Source organism: Ectopseudomonas oleovorans (assembly GCF_029845265.1).
Taxonomy (GTDB): domain Bacteria; phylum Pseudomonadota; class Gammaproteobacteria; order Pseudomonadales; family Pseudomonadaceae; genus Aquipseudomonas; species Aquipseudomonas oleovorans.
This window is the reverse complement of sequence record NZ_JAOCLK010000008.1, coordinates 111150-130320: the sequence shown is the minus strand read 5'-3', so window position 1 is coordinate 130320 and position 19171 is coordinate 111150. Positions and strand designations below refer to the sequence as shown.

At 64.5% G+C, this 19171-nt stretch carries 16 protein-coding genes and 3 pseudogenes; 8 read left to right on the top strand and 11 right to left on the bottom strand.

Features of this window, described 5'->3' with window-relative positions; translation table 11 throughout:
• The 3 genes and pseudogenes from amgR to N5J71_RS06440 all read left to right on the top strand — a co-directional run.
• A pseudogene (gene amgR, locus N5J71_RS06450) lies at window positions 1-291 on the top strand (two-component system response regulator AmgR); the annotation flags it as partial.
• A gap of 103 nt (window positions 292-394) precedes the next feature.
• Window positions 395-1711 carry an ATP-binding protein gene (locus N5J71_RS06445; protein WP_003458711.1) on the top strand — a complete coding sequence of 439 codons (1317 nt, stop codon included), beginning with the start codon at window positions 395-397 and terminating at the stop codon, window positions 1709-1711.
• 54 nt (window positions 1712-1765) lie between these two features.
• Window positions 1766-3005 (top strand): annotated as a pseudogene (locus N5J71_RS06440) (EAL domain-containing protein); the annotation flags it as partial.
• A 23-nt stretch (window positions 3006-3028) separates the two neighbouring features.
• Here the strand turns inward: N5J71_RS06440 and rimK are convergent.
• Window positions 3029-3934, bottom strand: a complete 906-nt coding sequence (gene rimK / locus N5J71_RS06435; RefSeq protein ID WP_279916549.1) for a 30S ribosomal protein S6--L-glutamate ligase — start codon at window positions 3932-3934, stop codon at window positions 3029-3031.
• Window positions 3931-4401, bottom strand: a complete 471-nt coding sequence (gene rimB, locus N5J71_RS06430) for a retropepsin-like aspartic endopeptidase RimB (protein ID WP_424960561.1) — start codon at window positions 4399-4401, stop codon at window positions 3931-3933. Before rimB ends, rimK begins: the two co-directional genes overlap by 4 nt.
• 113 nt (window positions 4402-4514) lie before the next feature.
• Between rimB and N5J71_RS06425 the strand changes: the two genes are divergently transcribed.
• Complete coding sequence (locus N5J71_RS06425; protein ID WP_017678397.1) at window positions 4515-4943, top strand: RNA-binding S4 domain-containing protein; 429 nt, start codon at window positions 4515-4517, stop codon at window positions 4941-4943.
• A gap of 84 nt (window positions 4944-5027) precedes the next feature.
• Here the strand turns inward: N5J71_RS06425 and N5J71_RS06420 are convergent, their stop codons facing one another.
• Entirely contained in the window at window positions 5028-5279 is a 252-nt protein-coding gene (locus tag N5J71_RS06420) for a hypothetical protein (protein ID WP_278620374.1), read from the bottom strand.
• Window positions 5280-5365: 86 nt separating this feature from the next.
• On the opposite strand from N5J71_RS06420, the gene hslO reads away from it, so the two are divergent.
• The 3 genes from hslO to N5J71_RS06405 all read left to right on the top strand — a co-directional run bounded on the left by hslO (window position 5366) and on the right by N5J71_RS06405 (window position 10103).
• Complete coding sequence (hslO, locus tag N5J71_RS06415; protein ID WP_279916548.1) at window positions 5366-6253, top strand: Hsp33 family molecular chaperone HslO; 888 nt, start codon at window positions 5366-5368, stop codon at window positions 6251-6253.
• 157 nt (window positions 6254-6410) lie between these two features.
• Window positions 6411-7952 (top strand): phosphoenolpyruvate carboxykinase, encoded by a 1542-nt coding sequence (locus tag N5J71_RS06410; protein WP_003458725.1) that lies wholly within the window; start codon window positions 6411-6413, stop codon window positions 7950-7952.
• A 228-nt stretch (window positions 7953-8180) separates the two neighbouring features.
• Complete coding sequence (locus tag N5J71_RS06405) at window positions 8181-10103, top strand: RecQ family ATP-dependent DNA helicase (RefSeq protein WP_279916547.1); 1923 nt, start codon at window positions 8181-8183, stop codon at window positions 10101-10103.
• 201 nt (window positions 10104-10304) lie between these two features.
• On the opposite strand, the gene N5J71_RS06400 is transcribed toward N5J71_RS06405, so the two are convergent.
• The 8 genes and pseudogenes from N5J71_RS06400 to N5J71_RS06365 form a co-directional block, all read right to left on the bottom strand.
• Window positions 10305-10904 (bottom strand): ABC-type transport auxiliary lipoprotein family protein, encoded by a 600-nt coding sequence (locus N5J71_RS06400; protein ID WP_279916546.1) that lies wholly within the window; start codon window positions 10902-10904, stop codon window positions 10305-10307.
• Window positions 10901-11818, bottom strand: a complete 918-nt coding sequence (locus tag N5J71_RS06395) for an MlaD family protein (RefSeq protein WP_003458755.1) — start codon at window positions 11816-11818, stop codon at window positions 10901-10903. Before N5J71_RS06395 ends, N5J71_RS06400 begins: the two co-directional genes overlap by 4 nt.
• Entirely contained in the window at window positions 11819-12604 is a 786-nt protein-coding gene (locus tag N5J71_RS06390; RefSeq protein ID WP_003458756.1) for an ABC transporter ATP-binding protein, read from the bottom strand.
• Window positions 12601-13740, bottom strand: a complete 1140-nt coding sequence (locus N5J71_RS06385; protein WP_003458757.1) for an MlaE family ABC transporter permease — start codon at window positions 13738-13740, stop codon at window positions 12601-12603. Before N5J71_RS06385 ends, N5J71_RS06390 begins: the two co-directional genes overlap by 4 nt.
• A 179-nt stretch (window positions 13741-13919) precedes the next feature.
• Window positions 13920-14365, bottom strand: a pseudogene (locus tag N5J71_RS06380) (glycine zipper domain-containing protein).
• 83 nt (window positions 14366-14448) lie between these two features.
• Window positions 14449-16788: an FdhF/YdeP family oxidoreductase gene (locus N5J71_RS06375; protein ID WP_003458760.1), complete on the bottom strand. Its 2340-nt coding sequence runs from the start codon at window positions 16786-16788 to the stop codon at window positions 14449-14451.
• A complete protein-coding gene (gene fdhD, locus N5J71_RS06370; RefSeq protein ID WP_279916545.1) occupies window positions 16785-17600 on the bottom strand; it encodes a formate dehydrogenase accessory sulfurtransferase FdhD in 816 nt (271 codons plus the stop codon). Before fdhD ends, N5J71_RS06375 begins: the two co-directional genes overlap by 4 nt.
• Before the next feature lie 97 nt (window positions 17601-17697).
• Entirely contained in the window at window positions 17698-18585 is an 888-nt protein-coding gene (locus N5J71_RS06365) for a LysR family transcriptional regulator (protein WP_074855182.1), read from the bottom strand.
• 119 nt (window positions 18586-18704) lie between these two features.
• On the opposite strand from N5J71_RS06365, the gene lysM reads away from it, so the two are divergent.
• Window positions 18705-19142, top strand: a complete 438-nt coding sequence (gene lysM / locus N5J71_RS06360) for a peptidoglycan-binding protein LysM (protein ID WP_003458766.1) — start codon at window positions 18705-18707, stop codon at window positions 19140-19142.
• Window positions 19143-19171 lie beyond the last annotated feature (29 nt).

Below are 19171 nucleotides of genomic sequence, written 5' to 3'. Positions count from 1 at the left end.
TACGAGCTGTCGCTGGCCACCCGCGAGCTGAAGAAGGGCGATGAGGTGCACATGCTCACCACCGGTGAGTTCGCCGTGCTCAAGGCGCTGGTGCAGCATGCGCGCGAACCGCTGACCCGCGACAAGCTGATGAACCTGGCCCGTGGCCGCGAGTGGGATGCGCTGGAACGCTCCATCGATGTGCAGATCAGCCGCCTGCGCCGCCTGATCGAGCCGGACCCGTCGAAGCCGCGCTATATCCAGACCGTCTGGGGTGTGGGTTACGTGTTCGTGCCGGACGGAAAGAAATGAAGCTGCAAGCTGCAAGCCACAAGTTGCAGGCCAATGCGCACGGTACAGCCACTTATAGCCTGAAGCCTGAGGCTTGCCGCTGCACCTCCGGGGTTTGCCGCTCGTGAAGGCTCCCGCCTGGTTTCCGCAAAGCTTCTTTGCCCGCACCCTCTGGCTGGTGCTGGTCGTCGTGCTGTTCTCCAAGGCATTGACCCTGGTGTACCTGATGATGAACGAGGATGTACTGGTCGACCGCCAGTACAGCCACGGCGCGGCGCTGACCTTGCGCGCCTACTGGGCAGCCAACCCCGATGACCGCGACCACATCGCCCAGGCCGCCGGGCTCAAGCGCATTCCGCGCGACAAGGTGCCGGCCAGCGAACAGCACTGGCCCTACAGCGAAATCTTCCAGCGGCAGATGCAGACCGAGCTCGGCCCCGACACCGAAACCCGCGTGCGCGCCACGACGCCGCCGGCGCTCTGGGTGCATGCGCCGAGCCTGGGGGATGGCTGGGTGCGCGTGCCGATGTATCCGCACCCGCTGCGTGGCCAGCGCATCTGGAGCGTACTTGGCTGGTTCCTCGCCATTGGCCTGCTGTCCACGGCGGCGGCCTGGATCTTCGTGCGTCAGCTCAATGCGCCGCTCAAGCGTCTGGTATTCGCTGCCCGCCAGCTTGGCCAGGGACGCAGCGTCAGGCTGCCGGTGAGTGATACGCCGAGCGAGATGACTGAGGTCTATCGCGCCTTTAACCAGATGGCCGAGGATGTCGAGCAGGCTGCCCGCGAGCGTGAGCTGATGCTGGCTGGCGTCTCGCATGACCTGCGCACGCCGCTGACGCGCCTGCGTCTGGCCCTGGAGTTCATGGAAAACGACACCGAACTGACCGATGACATGGTGCGCGATATCGAGGACATGGACGCCATTCTCGATCAGTTCCTCGCCTTCATCCGTGATGGTCGCGGCGAGCCGGTGGAGGAAGCCGACTTCCCCGAGCTGGTGCGTGAAACCCTGGCACCCTATAACCAGGGCAACGAGCGTGTGCGCCTGTGTCTGGAAGCGATTCCACCGTTTCCGCTGCGTCGGGTATCGATCAAGCGGCTGCTCACCAATCTGGTGGAGAACGCCCTCAATCACGGTGGTGGCGATGCCGTCGAGGTGGTCGCCAGCCTGGCAGGTGATCACAGCGCGCCCTATGTGGTGTTGAGCGTGCTGGACCGCGGCAATGGTATCGATCCGGCCGAGCTCGACAGCATCTTCAACCCCTTCATTCGCGGCGACAGGGCGCGTGGTGGGCGCGGCACCGGCCTCGGTTTGGCCATCGTCAAGCGTATCGCGGCGCTGCATGGCGGCAGCGTCGAGTTGCGCAATCGCAGTGGTGGCGGCCTGGAGGCGCGGGTGCGTTTGCCGCTTGGCCTGCTCTTGCCGCGCGACGCGGTATAGCCGAACGTTCAATTACCGCGCTCGAGTGCTGGCGATATGCTGTCAGGCATTCGGGCGCCGCTCTATGCCCTGCCGGAAACCGCAGCCGTTGCCCTGGGCTGGTGGCTGTTACGGCGCCAGCCTTTCGATCCTGGCCTGATCTGCTGCGGTTCTTGGCCTTCGCGGTGTTGCTGCCGAGTGCCTTGGTAGCGTTCGGCTTGCAGGGCACTCTTTGCCTGACGGGGTTTCAGGGCAGTGGACGCAGGGCGGTCTGGCGATCTGGTTGAGCAACACCACCAATATGCTGCCCTGACGGCACCCTGGCTGGCGCTCTGTACGCCGTTGCTGCATGCGCGTGGCTGGCTCCGCGAGCCTGAGCATCAGTCGCTCGCCAGGCGGCTGGCTGTTAGCGACGGACGCATTTGTCCTGCTGATGCTGCTCAGTGCCCGTCTGCCGACGCAGCTCGTCCTGCTCCTGCTGGGCCTGAGCATGTTGGTTCTGGCGCTGCACCACGCCTTTGCCGGGGCGTTGTACGGCGTGCTGCTGGTGTGCGCCGTCACGCTGCCGCTGGCGCTGTGGCGCGACAGTCCGGGCTTTGGCGAGCTGGATGTGCAGCGCAACCAGTTGGACTTCACGGTCGTGCTGCTGATGCTGGCGACTCTGCTGGTCGGGCGTGCGCTGGGCGATCTGCGTCAGGCGCTGGCGCGCAGCGCGCAGATGCAGCAGCAACTGGCCCGGGCCAACCTGGCGATGGAGGCCAGCCCCCTGGGCATGACCATTGCCGGCGCGCGCCAGGCCGATCTGCCGCTGGTCTACTGCAACGCCGCCTTCAGCCAGATCACCGGGTACAGCGCCGAGGAGGCGCTGGGGCGCAATTGTCGTTTCCTGCTCGGAGATGAGCGTACCCAGCCGGCGTTGCAGGCGCTGCGTAATGCCCAGCGTGACGGACGCAGCGGGCATGCCATCGGCAACATGCAACAGCTCAAGGCACAGGGCGTGCGCTTCGCCATCGACGATTTTGGTGCCGGCTACTCGTCGCTGACCTACCTCAAGCGCCTGCCGCTGGATCGTCTGAAGATCGACCGCAGCTTCGTCGCCGATCTGGATGGCGCTGCGAGCGGGCGCATGCTGGTGCAGACCATCCTGATGATCGCGCGCAACCTGGAGCTGGAGTGCGTGGCCGAAGGCATCGAGCACGACAGCCAGTTGGCGTTCCTGCGCGAGCAGCACTGCACCCTCGGCCAGGGTTACCTGTTTGGCCAGTCGATGAGCGAGAGGGCGTTTCTCACCTGGCTGCAGGCGCGGCAGCGCTGAGTGTTTTCAGCAGCAGGGCGCGCTCATCCGCGTCCCTTGGTGCGGGTCTGGCCGTGCTCGGCGTTCTTTTCCAGGTACTGAATGATCATCCCGGCGACGTCCTTGCCGGTGGTGGTCTCGATGCCTTCCAGGCCGGGCGAGGAGTTCACTTCCATCACCAGCGGGCCATGGTTGGAGCGCAAGATGTCCACCCCGGCGACGTTCAGGCCCATCACGCGGGCAGCACGGACAGCGGTCATGCGCTCTTCCGGGGTGATCTTAATCAGGCTGGCGCTGCCGCCGCGATGCAGGTTGGAGCGGAACTCGCCGGCCTTGGCCTGGCGCTTCATCGATGCGATCACCTTGTCGCCGACCACGAAGCAGCGAATGTCGGCGCCACCGGCCTCGTGGATGTATTCCTGGACCATGATGTCCTGCTTGAGGCCGAGGAAGGCCTCGATCACCGACTCGGCCGCCTTGTGCGTTTCGGCCAGCACCACGCCCATGCCCTGGGTACCTTCCAGCACCTTGATCACCAGCGGCGCGCCACCCACCATCTGGATCAGGTCGGGAATGTCGTCGGGGGAGTGGGCGAAGCCGGTCACCGGCAGGCCGATGCCCTTGCGCGACAACAGTTGCAAAGCGCGCAGCTTGTCGCGCGAGCGGCTGATGGCCACCGACTCGTTGAGCGGGTAGACGCCCATCATCTCGAACTGGCGCAACACCGCGCAGCCATAAAAAGTCACCGAAGCCCCGATACGCGGGATCACGGCATCGAAGCCCTCAAGCGCCTGGCCACGATAGTGGATCTGCGGTTTGTGGCTGGCGATGTTCATGTAGGCGCGCAGGGTATCGATCACCACCATTTCATGGCCCCGCTGCTGGCCGGCCTCCACCAGACGGCGGGTGGAATACAGGCGCGGGTTGCGCGACAGCACGGCGATCTTCATTGGGCACCTGGAAGGGATGGGGGGAGGGCGGGTTTTTCCTGCACATAGCTCAGCGCCGGGTTGACCAGCCAGCAGCCGGTTATCAGTGCCTTGGAACCGAGCAGCACGCGATAGCGCATGGTCTTGCGACAGGCCAGAGTAAATTCCACCGGCCACAGACGATCGCCGAGGGCCAGGTGCGTGCGGATCACGTAGCGGCTCTGCGCCTGGCCGTTGGAGCTCTTGATGCGTTTGACCGAGACCATCTGCGCCTCGCAGCGATGACGGCGTTGCACCTGGGTGCCGAGGTAGGCGGTGAAACGCACCCAGTCCTCGCCGTCCTTCTGGAACGGCTGGATATCACTGGCGTGCAGGCTCGAGGTGCTGGCGCCGGTGTCGATCTTGGCACGCAGGCCGATGATGCCGAGCTCTGGCAGATTGATCCACTCACGTAGGCCGATCACGCTGAGCTGGTCGAAAGTCTTCAAGGTGAGAGTGTCCCCTGCGGCCGACAAAGCCTATGATTTCGCGCATTCTAGTTGCGTCGTGTGACAACTGCATCTGCCGTGCGTGCGAATACCAGAACCCTTCAGAGAGTGAGATGAGCGAAAAAGACGACGACAAGATCCGCCTGGACAAATGGCTGTGGGCGGCACGCTTCTTCAAGACGCGCGCCCTGTGCAAGGCGGCTATAGAAGGTGGCAAGGTCCATCATCGTGGCGAGCGCTGCAAGCCGGGCAAGGAACCGAAGATCGGCGACGAATACGTGCTGCGCACCGGTTTCGATGAACGCACCGTGGTCGTGCTGGCGCTATCCAGCGTCCGTCGCGGCGCGCCCGAGGCACAACTGCTGTACCGCGAGACGGAAGAAAGTATCGCGCGCCGCGAGCAGGCTGCGGCGATGCGCAAGGCTGGCGCGGTGGGTATGCAGACCGATGGTCGGCCGAGCAAGAAGCAGCGCCGGCAGATCCATCAGTTCAACGAACAGCAGGAAGGTGGTCTGCGCCACCCCTGGGCGGATGAGGATTAGGCGCAAGCCTGTTGGAGCGAGCTCTGCTCGCGAATGCGAACGACGGTAAAGCTTCGCGAGCAGAGCTCGCTCCCACTTTCTCGTTCAACGTCCGCTGACGATGCTCATGCGGCCCAGCAGTGGCAGTTTGGCCAGGCGTGAGGTGATCGGCAGGGTAATCTTCTCCAGCCATTCGCTGGCGTGATAACCCAGTGGGGTGTAGCAGCTCCAGGCCAGGGCCAGCAGGCTGAGGAATACGCCGCCGACAAAGGCATCCGCCCCCCCCAGTGGGCACCGGCCACCAGGCGCGGCAGGATGCCGATCACGGTAATCGGCCAGACCAGCAGCAGGCGCCAACTGCGGGTGAATATGGTCGGGCCTTGGATGTGATGGCGTTTGTGCATAAAATCGCCAGCCTTTTTACAGACCCTGGGCCCGCCGCCATGAACGACTTCAGTCAACGCTTTCTCTTCGACGACACCGACGTGCGGGGCGAAATGGTCGCGTTGCGCGAAAGTTACGCTCATGTGCTGGCCAAGCACGCCTACCCGCAGCCAGTGGCGCAACTGCTCGGCGAGATGATGGCCGCCGCCGCCTTGCTGGTCGGCACCCTCAAGTTCGACGGCCTGCTGGTACTGCAGGCGCGTTCCGACGGCCCGCTGTCGCTGCTGATGGTCGAATGCTCCAGCGCTCGTGAGCTGCGCGGCATTGCCCGCTATGACGCCGAGCAGATCGGCGCCGATACCGACCTGCAGAGTCTGATGCCCAATGGCGTGCTGGCCATTACCATCGACCCGACCCGGGGCCAGCGTTACCAGGGCATCGTCGATTTGGATGGCGTCGACCTGGCCGAGTGCCTGTCCAACTACTTCGCCAGCTCCGAACAGCTGCCGACCCGCTTCTGGCTCAAGGCCGACGGCCAGCGCGCGCGCGGCCTGCTGCTGCAGCAACTGCCGCCGCACCATCAGACCGAAGCGGAAGAACGCGCCGAGAGCTGGAACCACGTACTGACCCTGGCCGACACACTGACTGCCGAAGAGCTGCTCGGCCTGGACAACCCGACCCTGCTGCATCGCCTCTACCATGAAGAGAACGTGCGCCTGTTCGACGAGCAGCCGCTGCAATTCCGCTGCAGCTGCTCGCGTGAGCGCTCGGCCAGTGCCCTGGTCAGCCTCGGCCAGGCCGATGCCGAACTGCTGCTGGGCGAGCAGGGTGGCAGCGTGGTGATCGATTGTCAGTTCTGCAACGAGCGCTACGCCTTCGACGCCGCCGACATTGCCCAGCTGTTCGCCGGTGCCGGTAGCGAGGCACCGTCGCAGACGCGGCATTGATGAGCTTTTCTAAACGATAGCCGTTCTCTATCAGATCGGAGGCTGCCAAGCAGTTCGCTTTTCTGGCATACTCCCGCGACTTTTTTACCGTGTAGTGCAGTTGCCCCTGTACTACACAACGTTCGGAAGACTCGGCCAGCGGCCGACGGGGACCCTCATGACGCAAGCCAACAACGCCGTGTACACCGACATCAGCGCCGCGCAACTGGTCGAAGAAGCCATTCGCCGTGGTGAAGGGGAACTGGCCGCCAACGGCGCGCTGGTCGTACGTACCGGTCATCGCACTGGCCGCTCGCCGGCCGACCGCTTCATCGTTCAGGAGCCGAGCACCGAGGCGCAGATCGCCTGGGGCGCCATCAACCGTCCGTTCCCGGCCGACAAGTTCGACGCCCTGTGGGATCGCGTCGCGGCGTTCAATAACGCCCAGGAGCACTTCGTCTCCCACGTTCACGTAGGTTCTGCCGAAGAGCACTACCTGCCGGTGAAGATGACCACCGCGACCGCCTGGCAGAACCTGTTCGGCCGTCAGTTGTTCATCAACCCGACCACCTACAACCAGGCTGGCAAGGCCGAGTGGCAGATCCTCAACGTTGCCAACTTCGAGTGCGTGCCTGAGCGTGACGGCACCAACTCCGATGGCTGCGTGATCATCAACTTCGCCGCCAGGAAAGTGCTGATCGCCGGCATGCGTTACGCCGGTGAAATGAAGAAAGCCATGTTCTCCGTGCAGAACTTCCTGCTGCCGGAAAAAGACGTGCTGCCGATGCACTGCGCCGCCAACATTGGCGAAGAAGGCGACGTGACCCTGTTCTTCGGCCTGTCCGGCACCGGCAAGACCACTCTGTCCGCCGACGAGTCGCGTTACCTGATCGGTGACGACGAGCACGGTTGGGGCGAAGGCGTGGTGTTCAACATCGAAGGCGGCTGCTACGCCAAGTGCATCGACCTGTCCGAGAAGAACGAGCCGGTTATCTGGAAGGCCATCCAGTTCGGCACCGTGCTGGAAAACGTCGTGCTCGACGAAAACCGCGTGCCGGACTACGCCGACGACAGCCTGACCCAGAACAGCCGCGCGGCCTACCCGCTGGAGTACGTCGAGAAGCGCAGCGAGAAGAACCTGGGCGGCGAGCCGAACGCCGTGATCTTCCTGACCTGCGACCTGACCGGTGTACTGCCGCCGGTGTCGATCCTCAACAACGAGCAGGCGGCCTACCACTTCCTGTCCGGTTACACCGCGCTGGTCGGTTCCACCGAAATGGGTTCGGGCGGTGGCATCAAGTCGACCTTCTCCACCTGCTTCGGCGCGCCGTTCTTCCCGCGTCCGGCTGGCGTCTACGCCGAGCTGCTGATCAAGCGCATCAACGCCTTCGGCTCCAAGGTCTACCTGGTCAACACCGGCTGGACCGGTGGTGGCTACGGTGTCGGTAAGCGTTTCAACATCCCGACTACCCGCGGCGTGATCGCGGCCATCCAGAGCGGTGCGCTGATCGGTGCCGAGACCGAGCACCTGCCGATCATCAACCTGGATGTGCCGAAGTCGGTGCCAGGCGTCGAGACCAACCTGCTCAACCCGCGCAACACCTGGGCAGACAAGAACGCCTACGACGAAGCCGCCAAGGGCCTGGCCAAGCTGTTCATCGACAACTTCCAGAAGTTCGACGTCAGCGACGCTATCAAGAACGCCGGCCCGCAGCTGTAAGCGCCGGGCAGAGCAAAAGAAACCGCCTTCGGGCGGTTTCTTTTTTGGGGCCACAGGTTAGAGCCGCCGTCGTAGGGCGGGTGAAACCCGCCGTGGTCAGAAGTGGCGGGTTTCACCCGCCCTACAATCTTCGCTAGGCTTGTAGCTCTTCAACGGAGAGCCGTAGGGCGGCTGCAACCGCCATGACCTTACGCTCTGACCTTCAAGCGGTCAAAGGAGTGACAGCGCATGTCCACCCTCAAACGCGTCTTCGGTTTCGATAAGCTGCGCCCCGGCCAGGAAACGGTGATCAGCGCCGTACTTGCCGGTCGCTCGGCGGCGGCGATCTTTCCCACCGGTTCGGGCAAGTCGTTGTGCTATCAGTTGTCGGCCTTGCATCTGCCACACCTGACCCTGGTGATTTCGCCGTTGCTGGCGTTGATGCAGGATCAGTTGGCGTTCCTGCATGCCCATGGCATCGCCGCGGCCAGCATCGATTCGGCGCAGAGCCGCGAGCAGGCCGCGGAGGTGATGAATCGCGCGCGCAGCGGCGAGCTGAAGATCCTGATGATCTCGGTGGAGCGGCTGAAGAACGAGCGTTTTCGCAATTTTATCGCTCAGGTGCCGATCTCCCTGCTGGTCGTAGACGAGGCGCACTGCATCTCCGAGTGGGGCCACAACTTCCGCCCGGACTACCTCAAGCTGCCCGATTATCAGCGTCAGTTCGGCATCGAGCAGGTGCTGCTGCTCACGGCGACTGCCACGCCCAAGGTCATCGCCGACATGCGCGAGAAATTCGCCATCGCCGAGGCGGATGTGGTCACCACTGGTTTCTACCGGCCCAATCTCAATCTGCTGGTGGAGCCGGTGGCAGGCTCCGCCAAATTGCAGCGTCTGCAGCAATGGCTGGTACCGCGGCGCGGCCAGGCGAGCATCGTCTACGTGACTCAGCAGAAGACCGCCGAGCAGGTGGCCGAGCGCCTGGCGCGGGACGGCCTGGCAGTCAGCGCCTACCACGCCGGCATGGCCCATGAGGTGCGCGAGTCGATCCAGCGCCGCTTCATGGCCGGCGAACTGCAATGCATCGTTGCCACCATCGCCTTCGGCATGGGCATCGACAAGCGCGATATCCGCAACGTGGTGCACTTCGACCTGCCCAAATCGGTGGAGAACTACAGCCAGGAAATCGGCCGCGCCGGGCGTGACGGCCAGGCCTCGGACTGCCTGGTGCTGGCCAGCCGCGATGGCCTCAGCGTGTTGGAAAACTTCGTCTATGGCGATACGCCGGAACTCGACGGGATTCGTGCCGTGCTCGATGACCTGCGGTCGGTCGGCACGGGCGGGCAGTGGGAGCTGATGCTGGGCCAGTTGTCGGAGCTGAGCAATATCCGTGCGCTGCCGCTCAAGACCCTGCTGGTGCAGCTGGAGTTGCGCGGCATCATCGCGCCGCGCTATGCATACTTCGCCGAGTATCGCTTCAAGCTGCTGCTGGAGGACGAGGCCCTGCTGGCGCAGTTCGAGGGCGAGCGGCGTCAGTTCGTCGAGGCCATTCTGGCCAGTTCGCGCCGCGCCCGCACCTGGAGCACCCTGGATTTTGACCTGCTGTATCGCGACCATGGCGCCGAGCGCGCGCGGGTGGTCAAGGCACTGGACTACTTCCAGGAAAAGGGCTGGCTGGAGCTGGAAAGCAAGCAGATGACCGAGGTCTACGCCGTGCTCGATGGCGGGTTTGACGTCGAAGCCCTGGCGGATGACCTGTACGCACACTTCCGCGCCCATGAGGCCAGCGAGATCGCCCGCATTCAGGCCATGCTCGGTTTGTTCGAGAGCCGCGAATGCCTGAGCCGGCGCCTTGCCTTGTACTTTGGTGACGAACAGGCGCCCGAGCGCTGCGGGCATTGTTCTGTGTGTCAGGGCCGCGTAGCCACTTTGCCGCAACCGCCCGAGCTGCCGTCATTGAATGGTCGCGATGCCCAGGCGCTGTGCGCAGCCTTCGTCGAGAAACACCTGCAATACGCTGGACACGCGCCGAGCCACGAGTGCCTGACGCGCTTTCTCTGTGGCGTGACCACGCCCTTGTTGACCAAGCTCAAGGCGCGTCAGTTGGCTGGCTTCGCTACGCTGGAGGATTACCCCTACGCCGAGGTGCGTGAGTGGTTGACGGGTCTGTAGGAGCGAGCTCTGCTCGCGAATATTACTGCGGCGAAGGGCTTCGCGAGCAGAGCTCGCTCCTACAAAGGTAAGTCCCATAGCCAGTCCCATAGCCGGATGCAATCCGGGGAATACGGGTCGCTATGCCCCGGATTGCATCCTGGCTACCTGGCCAGCTTGTGTGCACCATCGGTGCTTGGGATTCGGTGCGCGCGGCGCACCCTACGGGTTAGCGCGTTGCCCTTCGGCCAGCGTCCAGTCCACCAGCTCGCGGGACAATCGATCGCCAGCCTGGCCGAAGGCTTTCACTACTGCAGCAATCGACGTATCACTCGCCGGCTGACTAACGCTGAAGCGGCGGATGGCGAGGATGCGCTGATCGCGCCCGTCGACCAGGCGCACGTCGAGCTGGATCAGTGCCTCGGCAACGCCATCGCGATACTGGCTATGGAAGCTGCGCAAGTCGCTGACCAGCTCCAGGTCGGCCTGCAGACGTTGCTCTTCGTTGCTCAATGCCTGAACGCGGCCGTCATCCTGAAACGCGTCGAGCAGACGGCCGCGCAGCAACTGTGGCGTGCGCTCGCTCCAGCGCACGCCCTGGTAGGTGTTGACCAGCCCCGGCTCGGGCAGCACGACGATGCGCGTGCCGTCGAGCAACTGGCTGCTGACCGGGCTGTTGACCCGCAACGACCAGTCGACGCGCTGGGTTTGCGCCGGCAGCGCGGCGCCTGGCAGCAGGTAGATATCCAATGGTTCGCTCTGCGGCAGGATCGAGCAGGCGCCGAGCAGGCCAGCGGCCAGCAGCAGGGACAGACGCTTCATGGTTGGAACTCCTTGATGCTGTCGTTGCGCAGCAGGTAGCCGGTGGGGTCCTGCTCCAGGCGGCGGGAGAAGCTGCGCAGGGCGCCGAGTGTATCGCGCAGTTCGCCAATCGCCGGGCCCAGCTCGCCGAGGCCCTGCATGCCGCTGTCCAGCGCACTGCGATTGCTTTCCAGCAACTGCTCGATGCTGCGGCTGCTGCGTTCCAGCGAGGCCATCAGACGCTCGGCATTGTCCAGCGCCTGACTGCCCTGGCCGTCGAGCAGACGGTTGGCGGTGCGCATCAGTTCGGCCGCCTCGCGGGTGGCGGCACTGGTCTGACGTAGGGTTTCGCCCAGCTCATCACGTTGCTCGGCGATGCCGGCAGTGGCCTGTTCCAGATTTTCCAGCGTGCGCGACACGCGCTCGGCGTTCTCGCGTGACAGCATGCGGTTGGCGCGATTGAGCAGGCGGGTGATGTTGACCACCAGGTCCTCGCCATTGGCCATCAGCCGGGACAGTGGCGAACGGTCGGCGATGATGATGCCTGGCTGGCCATCCTTACCCTCCAGCGGCGGACTTTCCGGGCTGCCGCCGTGCAGCTGGATTACCGCCAGGCCGGTGACGCCGGTGATCGCCAGGCGCGCGCGGGTGTCCTGCTTGATCGGGGTATGGCCGACGATGCGGATACGCGCGCGCACGGTGCGCGGATCGTTGGGATCGAGCCCCAGGCTGATCACGTCGCCGACCTTGATCCCGCTGTATTGCACCGCGCTGCCCTGTGACAGGCCAGTGACCGCTTCGTTGAAGATCACCTCGTAATCGGTGAAGGCGCGATCGGCACCGGCCTTGTTCAGCCACAGGGCGAACAGCAGCGCGGCGCCCACCGTGAGCACGGTGAACAGGCCGATCAGCACGTGATGGGCTCTGGGTTCCATTCATTGACTCCTTGCCGCGGTGGCGGCCTGCGCAGCCGCGCGTCCGCGCGGGCCGTGAAAATATTGCTGAATCCAGGCATCGTCGGTGGCAGCCACCACGTCCAGGCGGTCGGCCACCAGCACCTTTTTCTGTGCCAGCACCGCGACCCGGTCGCAGATGCTGTAGAGCGTGTCCAGGTCGTGAGTGACCAGAAATACACTCAGGCCCAGGCTGTCGCTGAGGGTACGGATCAACTGGTCGAAGGCCGCCGCGCCAATCGGGTCGAGGCCGGCGGTGGGTTCGTCGAGAAACAGGATGTCCGGGTCCAGTGCCAGGGCGCGGGCCAGGGCGGCGCGCTTGACCATACCGCCGGACAGCGAACTGGGGTATTTGTCGGCGGCATCCTGCGGCAGGCCGGCCAGGGCGATCTTGACCCTGGCCAGGCGTTCGGCTGCCGCGCGCGACAGGCCGGCGTGTTCGATCAGCGGCAGGGCGATGTTCTCGCTGACGGTCAGCGAGGAGAACAGAGCGCCGCGCTGGTAGAGCACGCCGAAGCGCCGTTCCAGTTGCGAGCGCCGCTCGGCCGGCAGGCTCAGCAGTTCCTCGCCGAACACCCGTACGGTGCCGGCATTGGGCTGGCGCAGGCCGACGATGCTGCGCAGCAGCACGGACTTGCCGGTCCCCGAGCCGCCTACCACGCCAAGTATTTCGCCGCGATATAGGTCGAAGTCCAGATGCTGATGCACCACCTGTGTGCCGAACTGGTTGCACAGGTCGCGTACCTCGATGATGGTCTCCTGGCTCACCAGCCCATCTCCATCAGGAACAACGCCGCCAGGGCGTCGAGTAGGATGACCACGAAGATCGACTGCACCACCGCCGAGGTGGTGTGCTCGCCCACCGATTGTGCGCTGCCGCTGACCTTGAAGCCTTCCAGACAGCCGATCAGGGCGATCAGGAAAGCGAAGATCGGTGCCTTGAGCAGGCCAACGAGGAAGTGCTGCAGCAGGTCGCTGTCCTGCAGGATCGACAGGTACATGGTCGGCGAGATGTCCAGGCTCAATGCACAGACCAGCGCGCCGCCGAGCATGCCGCTGAGCATGGCGATGAAGGTCAGGATCGGCAGGGCGATGAGCATCGCGAACACCCGCGGCAGCACCAGCAGCTCGACGGGGCTCAGACCGAGGGTGCGGATGGCGTCGATCTCCTCGTTGGCCTTCATCGAGCCGATCTGCGCGGTGAAGGCGCTGGCGGTGCGCCCAGCCATGAGAATCGCGGTGAGCAGCACGCCGAACTCGCGCAGGAAGGAGAACGCCACCAGGTTCACCGTGTAGATGGTGGCACCGAAGTCGGCGAGGATGGTGGCGCCGAGAAAGGCCACCACGGCACCCACCAGAAAGGTCAACAGGGCGATGATGGGCACGGCGTTGAGGCCGCACTGTTCCAGATGAGCGGTCAGCGAGGTCAGGCGCCAGCGCGCCGGGCGCAGCAGGATCGTCAGCATGCCGCTCAGGGTCAGGCCCATGAAGCCGAGCAGTTCCCGGCCTTGGCACCAGGTGCCTTCCACCGCCTCGCCGATATGTCCGAGCACTTCGCGCAGTGCCGAAGGTGTGGCGTGTTCCTGTACCTGCTGAGTGCCCGCCATGGTGTCTGCCACTGCCAGCAGCAAGGCGCGGCGCTCGGCGCTCAGGCTGTCCTGTTGCGCCAGTTGGCGCAGGCGCTCACAACCCAGCAGTTCCACCAGCAGCGCAGCGCCGGCGGTATCCAGTGCGGCCAGTTCGTCGAGGTCGATGTTTTCCCGGCCGTGCAGGCGTTCGCGCAGGGCCAGGACCTGAGGTTCGAGTCGGCTGTAATGGGCCAGCGTCCAGTCGCCACCGATGCGCAGGCCGCTGGCGGCGTCCGTGCTGCTGGTCTGGAGCGGGATCAGGTATGGCGTGGTCATGGCGACAGCTTAGCGCAGCCAGGGGCTGCCAGGCCAGTCGCGCTGTTCAGACTGTGTCGGCGGCACGGCGCATAAGCTGCTAGGTCACCCCAACGTTCGGATGACGAGCGCATGGGCTAGGGTCTGTTGCCGTTTCGCGCACGGCTTGCGTCGAAATGCCAACAGACCCCAGGCATCCGTCAGTGACGGCGCCAGTGCTTGTGGTGCTTCTTGTGTTTCTTGCCATGGTAGTGGCGGTGATGCTTGCCGCGACGGTCATCGTCATAGCTGGCATTGCCCATGTAGTTGCCCAGTGCGCCACCGGCGCCGCCACCGACTGCCGCACCGACCACGCCGCCGGTGTTGCCACCAACCTGCTGCCGACGACGTTGCCACCGGCTGCGCCCAGCGCGCCGCCAATGGCGGCTTCAGTACGGCTGCGGCGATCCGCGCCGACCATGCTGCCGGCAGCGCCACCGAGACCGGCACCGACCGCAGCGCCAGTGTTGCCACCGACCTGCTGACCAACCATCGCACCCACTGCGCCACCTAGTGCGCCGCCCAGGCCGGCCTCGGTATTGCCGGCAAAGGCAAAACCGCCGCTAGTCAGGCCAAGGGAAAGAAAGAAGAGTTGCAGAGACTTCATGGACACCTCGATAACAGAAACCGCCAGATGGCGAGCGTTATGCCATTGACCAGCGATTTCTGTACGAGGTTCCTGGCCGCCGGTCAGCTGGTTGCGCTGCTGCCCAGCAGATTGCCGCCGCTGGCAGCCTGCAGGCGGATGGCGACGAACTTGCTGGTCGGTGTGCTGCTGCCGACGCCGGCGCTTTCCAACGGCACCAGCGGGTTGGCCTCGGGGAAGTAAGCAGCGGCCTGGCCGGCCGGGATATCGAAAGCGAGCAGGGTGAAACTGCTCACCCGGCGTTCGATGCCATCGTTCCACAACGAGCGGATGTCCACCTTCTGACCGGGCTTGAAGCCCAGGCGCAGGATGTCCGCCTCGTTGGCGAAGAGCACATCGCGCTGCCCGCGCACGCCGCGATAACGGTCGTCGAGGCCGTACACCGTGGTGTTGTACTGATCGTGCGAGCGCAGGGTCTGCAGGATCAGATCCGGCGTCTCACCGCTTTCGCGCACCTGCGGGGGCAGCAGGTCGTCGAGCAGCGCATTGGCCTTGAAATTGGCCTTGCCGGATGCCGTTTTCCACTGGCGCGCGCCGGCCGAGTTGCCGAGGTAGAAGCCGCCGGGGTGAGCGACACGCTGGTTGAAATCCTGGAAGCCGGGGATGGTGTCGGCGATCAGCTCGCGGATGCGGTCGTAATCGGCGATCAGCGCGCCCCAGTCCACCGGGTGGTTGCCCAGAGTGGCCTTGGCGATCCCGGCGACGATGGCCGGCTCCGAACGCATCTCGCTGCCGGAGAGCGGTTCGAGCTGACCGTAGGAGGCGTGGATCATGCTAAACGAATCTTCCACCGTCACCGCCTGCGGGCCGCTGGCCTGCAGGTCGATATCGGTACGGCCGAGGCACGGCAGGATCAGCGCGTCGCGGCCGACGGTGAGGTGACTGCGATTGAGCTTGGTGCTGATCTGCACGGTGAGCTCGCAGCTCTGCAGCGCCTTGTGCGTACGCGGGCTGTCCGGCGTGGCCTGGGCGAAGTTGCCGCCGAGGCCGATGAATACCTTGGCCTGGCCGTCGATCATGGCGTTGATCGCCTCGACGGTGTTGTGGCCATTCTCGCGCGGTACCTTGAACTGAAAGCGCTTTTCCAGGGCGTCTAGCAGCGTGACCGGCGGGCGGTCGTTGATGCCCATGGTGCGGTCGCCCTGCACGTTGCTGTGTCCACGTACCGGGCACAGGCCGGCGCCGGGGCGGCCGAGGTTGCCGCGCAGCAGTTGCAGGTTGACGATTTCCTGGATGGTGGCCACCGAATGGTGGTGCTGGGTGATGCCCATGGCCCAGCAGATGATGACCCGCTCGGCGCGGCGGTACATGCGCGCCGCCTGTTCGATCTCCTGCAGGCTGAGGCCGGACTGAGCCTGCAGCGCCTCCCAGCTGCAGTCGTCGAGCAGCTTCAGGTAGGCCTCGACACCATCGGTGTGCTCGGCGATGAAGGCATGGTCGAACACCGCTGCTTCACCCTTGGCCTGCGCCTCGCGCTCCCACTGCAGGAGGAACTTGGCGATGCCGCGCATGGCGGCCATGTCGCCGCCCAGGGCCGGACGGAAGAACGCGGTGTTCAGCGGCTCGGAGCCGTTGGTGAGCATCTCCAGCGCGTGTTGCGGATGCTGGAAGCGCTCCAGGCCACGCTCCTTCAGTGGGTTGAAGCAGACCACCTGGGCGCCGCGTTTGACCGCCTCGCGCAGCGGTTCGAGCATGCGCGGGTGGTTGGTGCCGGGGTTCTGGCCGAGGACGAAAATGGCGTCGGCATGCTCGAAATCGTTGAAAGTCACGCTGCCCTTGCCGATGCCCACGCTTTGGCCGAGGGCGACGCCGCTGGCCTCGTGGCACATATTCGAGCAGTCGGGGAAGTTGTTGGTGCCATAGGCGCGCACGAACAACTGGTAGAGGTATGCCGCCTCGTTGCTGGCCCGGCCGGAGGTGTAGAACTCGGCGTGATCCGGACTCGGCAGCGCCTTCAGATGCCTGGCAATCAGGGCGAAGGCTTCGGCCCAGGTGGTCTTCGTGTAGCGATCGGTGCTGGCGTCATAGCGCATTGGGTGGGTCAGGCGGCCCTGGTATTCGAGCCAGTAGTCGCTCTGCTCGCGCAGTTGGCTGACCGTGTAGCGGGCAAAAAAGGCCGGGTCCACGCGGCGTTTGGTGGCTTCCCAGTTGACCGCCTTGGCGCCGTTCTCGCAGAACTTGATGTGACCGTCCTCGGGCGAATCGCCCCAGGCGCAGCCGGGGCAGTCGAAGCCGCCGTTCTGGTTGGTCTTGAGCAGCGCGCGCAGGTTCTTGAACGGCTGCTTGCTGTCCAGCCAGAAGCGGGTCACGGCGTTCAGTGCACCCCAGCCAGCGGCTGGGCCTTTGTAGGGCTTATAGCGAGGATTGACGGGTTGCAGGCTCATGGTCGTTCTTCTTCGTCAGGCGCGGGGCTGTAGACCCGCGGCGTGCTGTGATGGGGCAGGTGGATCAGGTTGAGGCGGTGGCGCCGCGCCCACTCCACGGTCAGGGCGGTAGGGGCGGACAGGCTCACCAGGGTGCCGATGCCGGCACGTACTGCCTTGTGCAGCAGTTCCAGGCTGCAGCGACTGGTGACCAGGGCGAAGCCACCGTGAGTGTCGATACGTTCGCGGGCGATGGCGCCGATCAGCTTGTCCAGGGCGTTATGGCGACCGATGTCTTCACGGCACAGACGAATCTCACCGCTGGCATCGATGAACAGGGCGGCATGCAGCGCGCCGCTGTGGCGTGCCAGTTGTTGTTGCTCACCGATGCGCTCGCGCAGTCCGGTGAGATGTTCAAGTGGCGGTAATGCTGCGCCGGGTAGGGCGGTCAGGGTCGGTAGCGCCTGTTCCAGTGCATCCACACCGCACAGGCCACAACCACTGGTGCCAGCCATTTGCCGGCGTTGCTGCTTGAGCGCCCAGAAGGCACGGCTGCTGACCTGCAAGCGGGCTTCGCGGCTGTCACCGAGGCCGCGCAACTGGATGTCATAGATGTCGTCGATTGACTTGATCAGGTCGTTGCCAAAACTGAAGCCGACGGCAAAATCTTCCAGGTGATGGGGCGAAACCATCATCACCGCCTGGTTCAGGTCGTTGTAGCTGATCGCCAGGGCACATTCTTCGGCCAGTGCAGCGTGCTGCGCGCGACCGTCACCGAGTTCGGCGTAGGTATAGGCACTGGCAATGTGCGGCTGGGCGGCTGGCTTGGCCATCGAGGCGCGCTCTGTGACAGATTGACACAGCTAAGCCTAGGCCCATGGGCGGGGAGCGTCTAATCGTTGGCTTTGATGTGTTGATCGAGCAAATCTATCAAGCGTTCGCCAGCCACTCTCGTGCCTCTTCGAAACAGGCTTGCGCGAGCGGTGAGGCAGGGGCGCCGCGGCGCATGATCAGGCCCTGAGGTGCCAGGGTATGAGCGTCCTCGATGGGTAGCAGGCGCAGATGACCGTCGGTCGGTGCACCGTCGGCCGGTAATGGCATGACGCTGCAGCACAGCCCGGCGCTGACCGCTTGAGTCAGGTGGTGCACGGCATCGGCCTCCAGGCGTACCTGCGGGCTCAGGCCGCGAGCACGGAAGCTGTGATCGATGGACAGGCGAAAGTGCATGCCGGTGGAGAGCAGGCCCAGGGGCAGGTTGGCCAACTGTTCCCAGCGCAGGCTGCTGCTGACGAAGTGGAAATGCCGCTGATCATAGAGCAGGCCCATGCGTGCTTCGGCCAGCTCCAGGCTGGCGAAATGCTCGCGGTCGAGTCGGTCGAGATAGGACAGACCAAGGTCGAGCTGATTACGTACCAGCCCCTCCAGAATCTGATCGCTGCTCAGCGCATGCAGCTGAAAGCGCAGCCCCGGGTGACGCTCGGCGAACAGGCTGATCAGGCGCATCGGGTCGAAACTGGCCAGCGGCACCACGCCCAGGCGCAGGGTGCCCACCAGGTGCCCACGACAGGCTGCAGCTTCGGCGAGCAGGCCATCCTGTGCGGCCAGCACACTGCGTGCCCAGGCCAGGATACGCTCACCTTCGGCGCTGAAGCCCTCGAAACGCTGGCCGCGACGGACCAGCTCCAGACCCAGCTCGTCTTCCAGTTGGCGCAAGCGCATGGACAGCGTCGGCTGGGTCACGTGGCAGCGCGCAGCGGCCTGACCGAAGTGGCGGGTCTCGTCGAGGGCGACGAGGAATTTCAGCTGCTTTATATCCATGGGGGCTCCTGGTTTGCCCGGATTCTAATGCGCGAACGCTAATCAGGGGTGTTTCCTGAACTAGACTTTGGTCTCCGGGCGCTTTGCCCGGTCATTCGCAAGGAACGAGAGGAATTGCCATGAGTCTGTTTGCCTTTGTCAAAGACGCCGGGGTCAAACTCTGGGAGTCACTGGTGGGTCAGGAGGCGCAGGCCGCCGAATCGCTCAAGGAGCATGTTGCCAAGGTTGGCCTGGGCAACCCCAACATCGAGGTCAGCGTCGAGGGCGACAAGGTCATCGCTCGCGGCGAAGTGGCCAGCCAGGAAGAGAAGGAAAAGATTCTCCTGGCGCTGGGCAACGTGGCCGGTGTCGGTGAGGTCGATGATCAGATCAGCGTGACCATGCCCGCGCCCGAAGCGCGCTTCGTCACGGTCAAGAAGGGCGACACGCTGAGTGCGATTGCCAAGGCCGAGTACGGCAATGCCAACGCCTACATGAAGATATTCGAGGCCAACAAGCCGATGCTCAGTCACCCGGACAAGATTTATCCGGGGCAGGTATTGCGGATTCCTGACTAAACCCGCGCTCAGGTGCGGCGGGGGCTTGG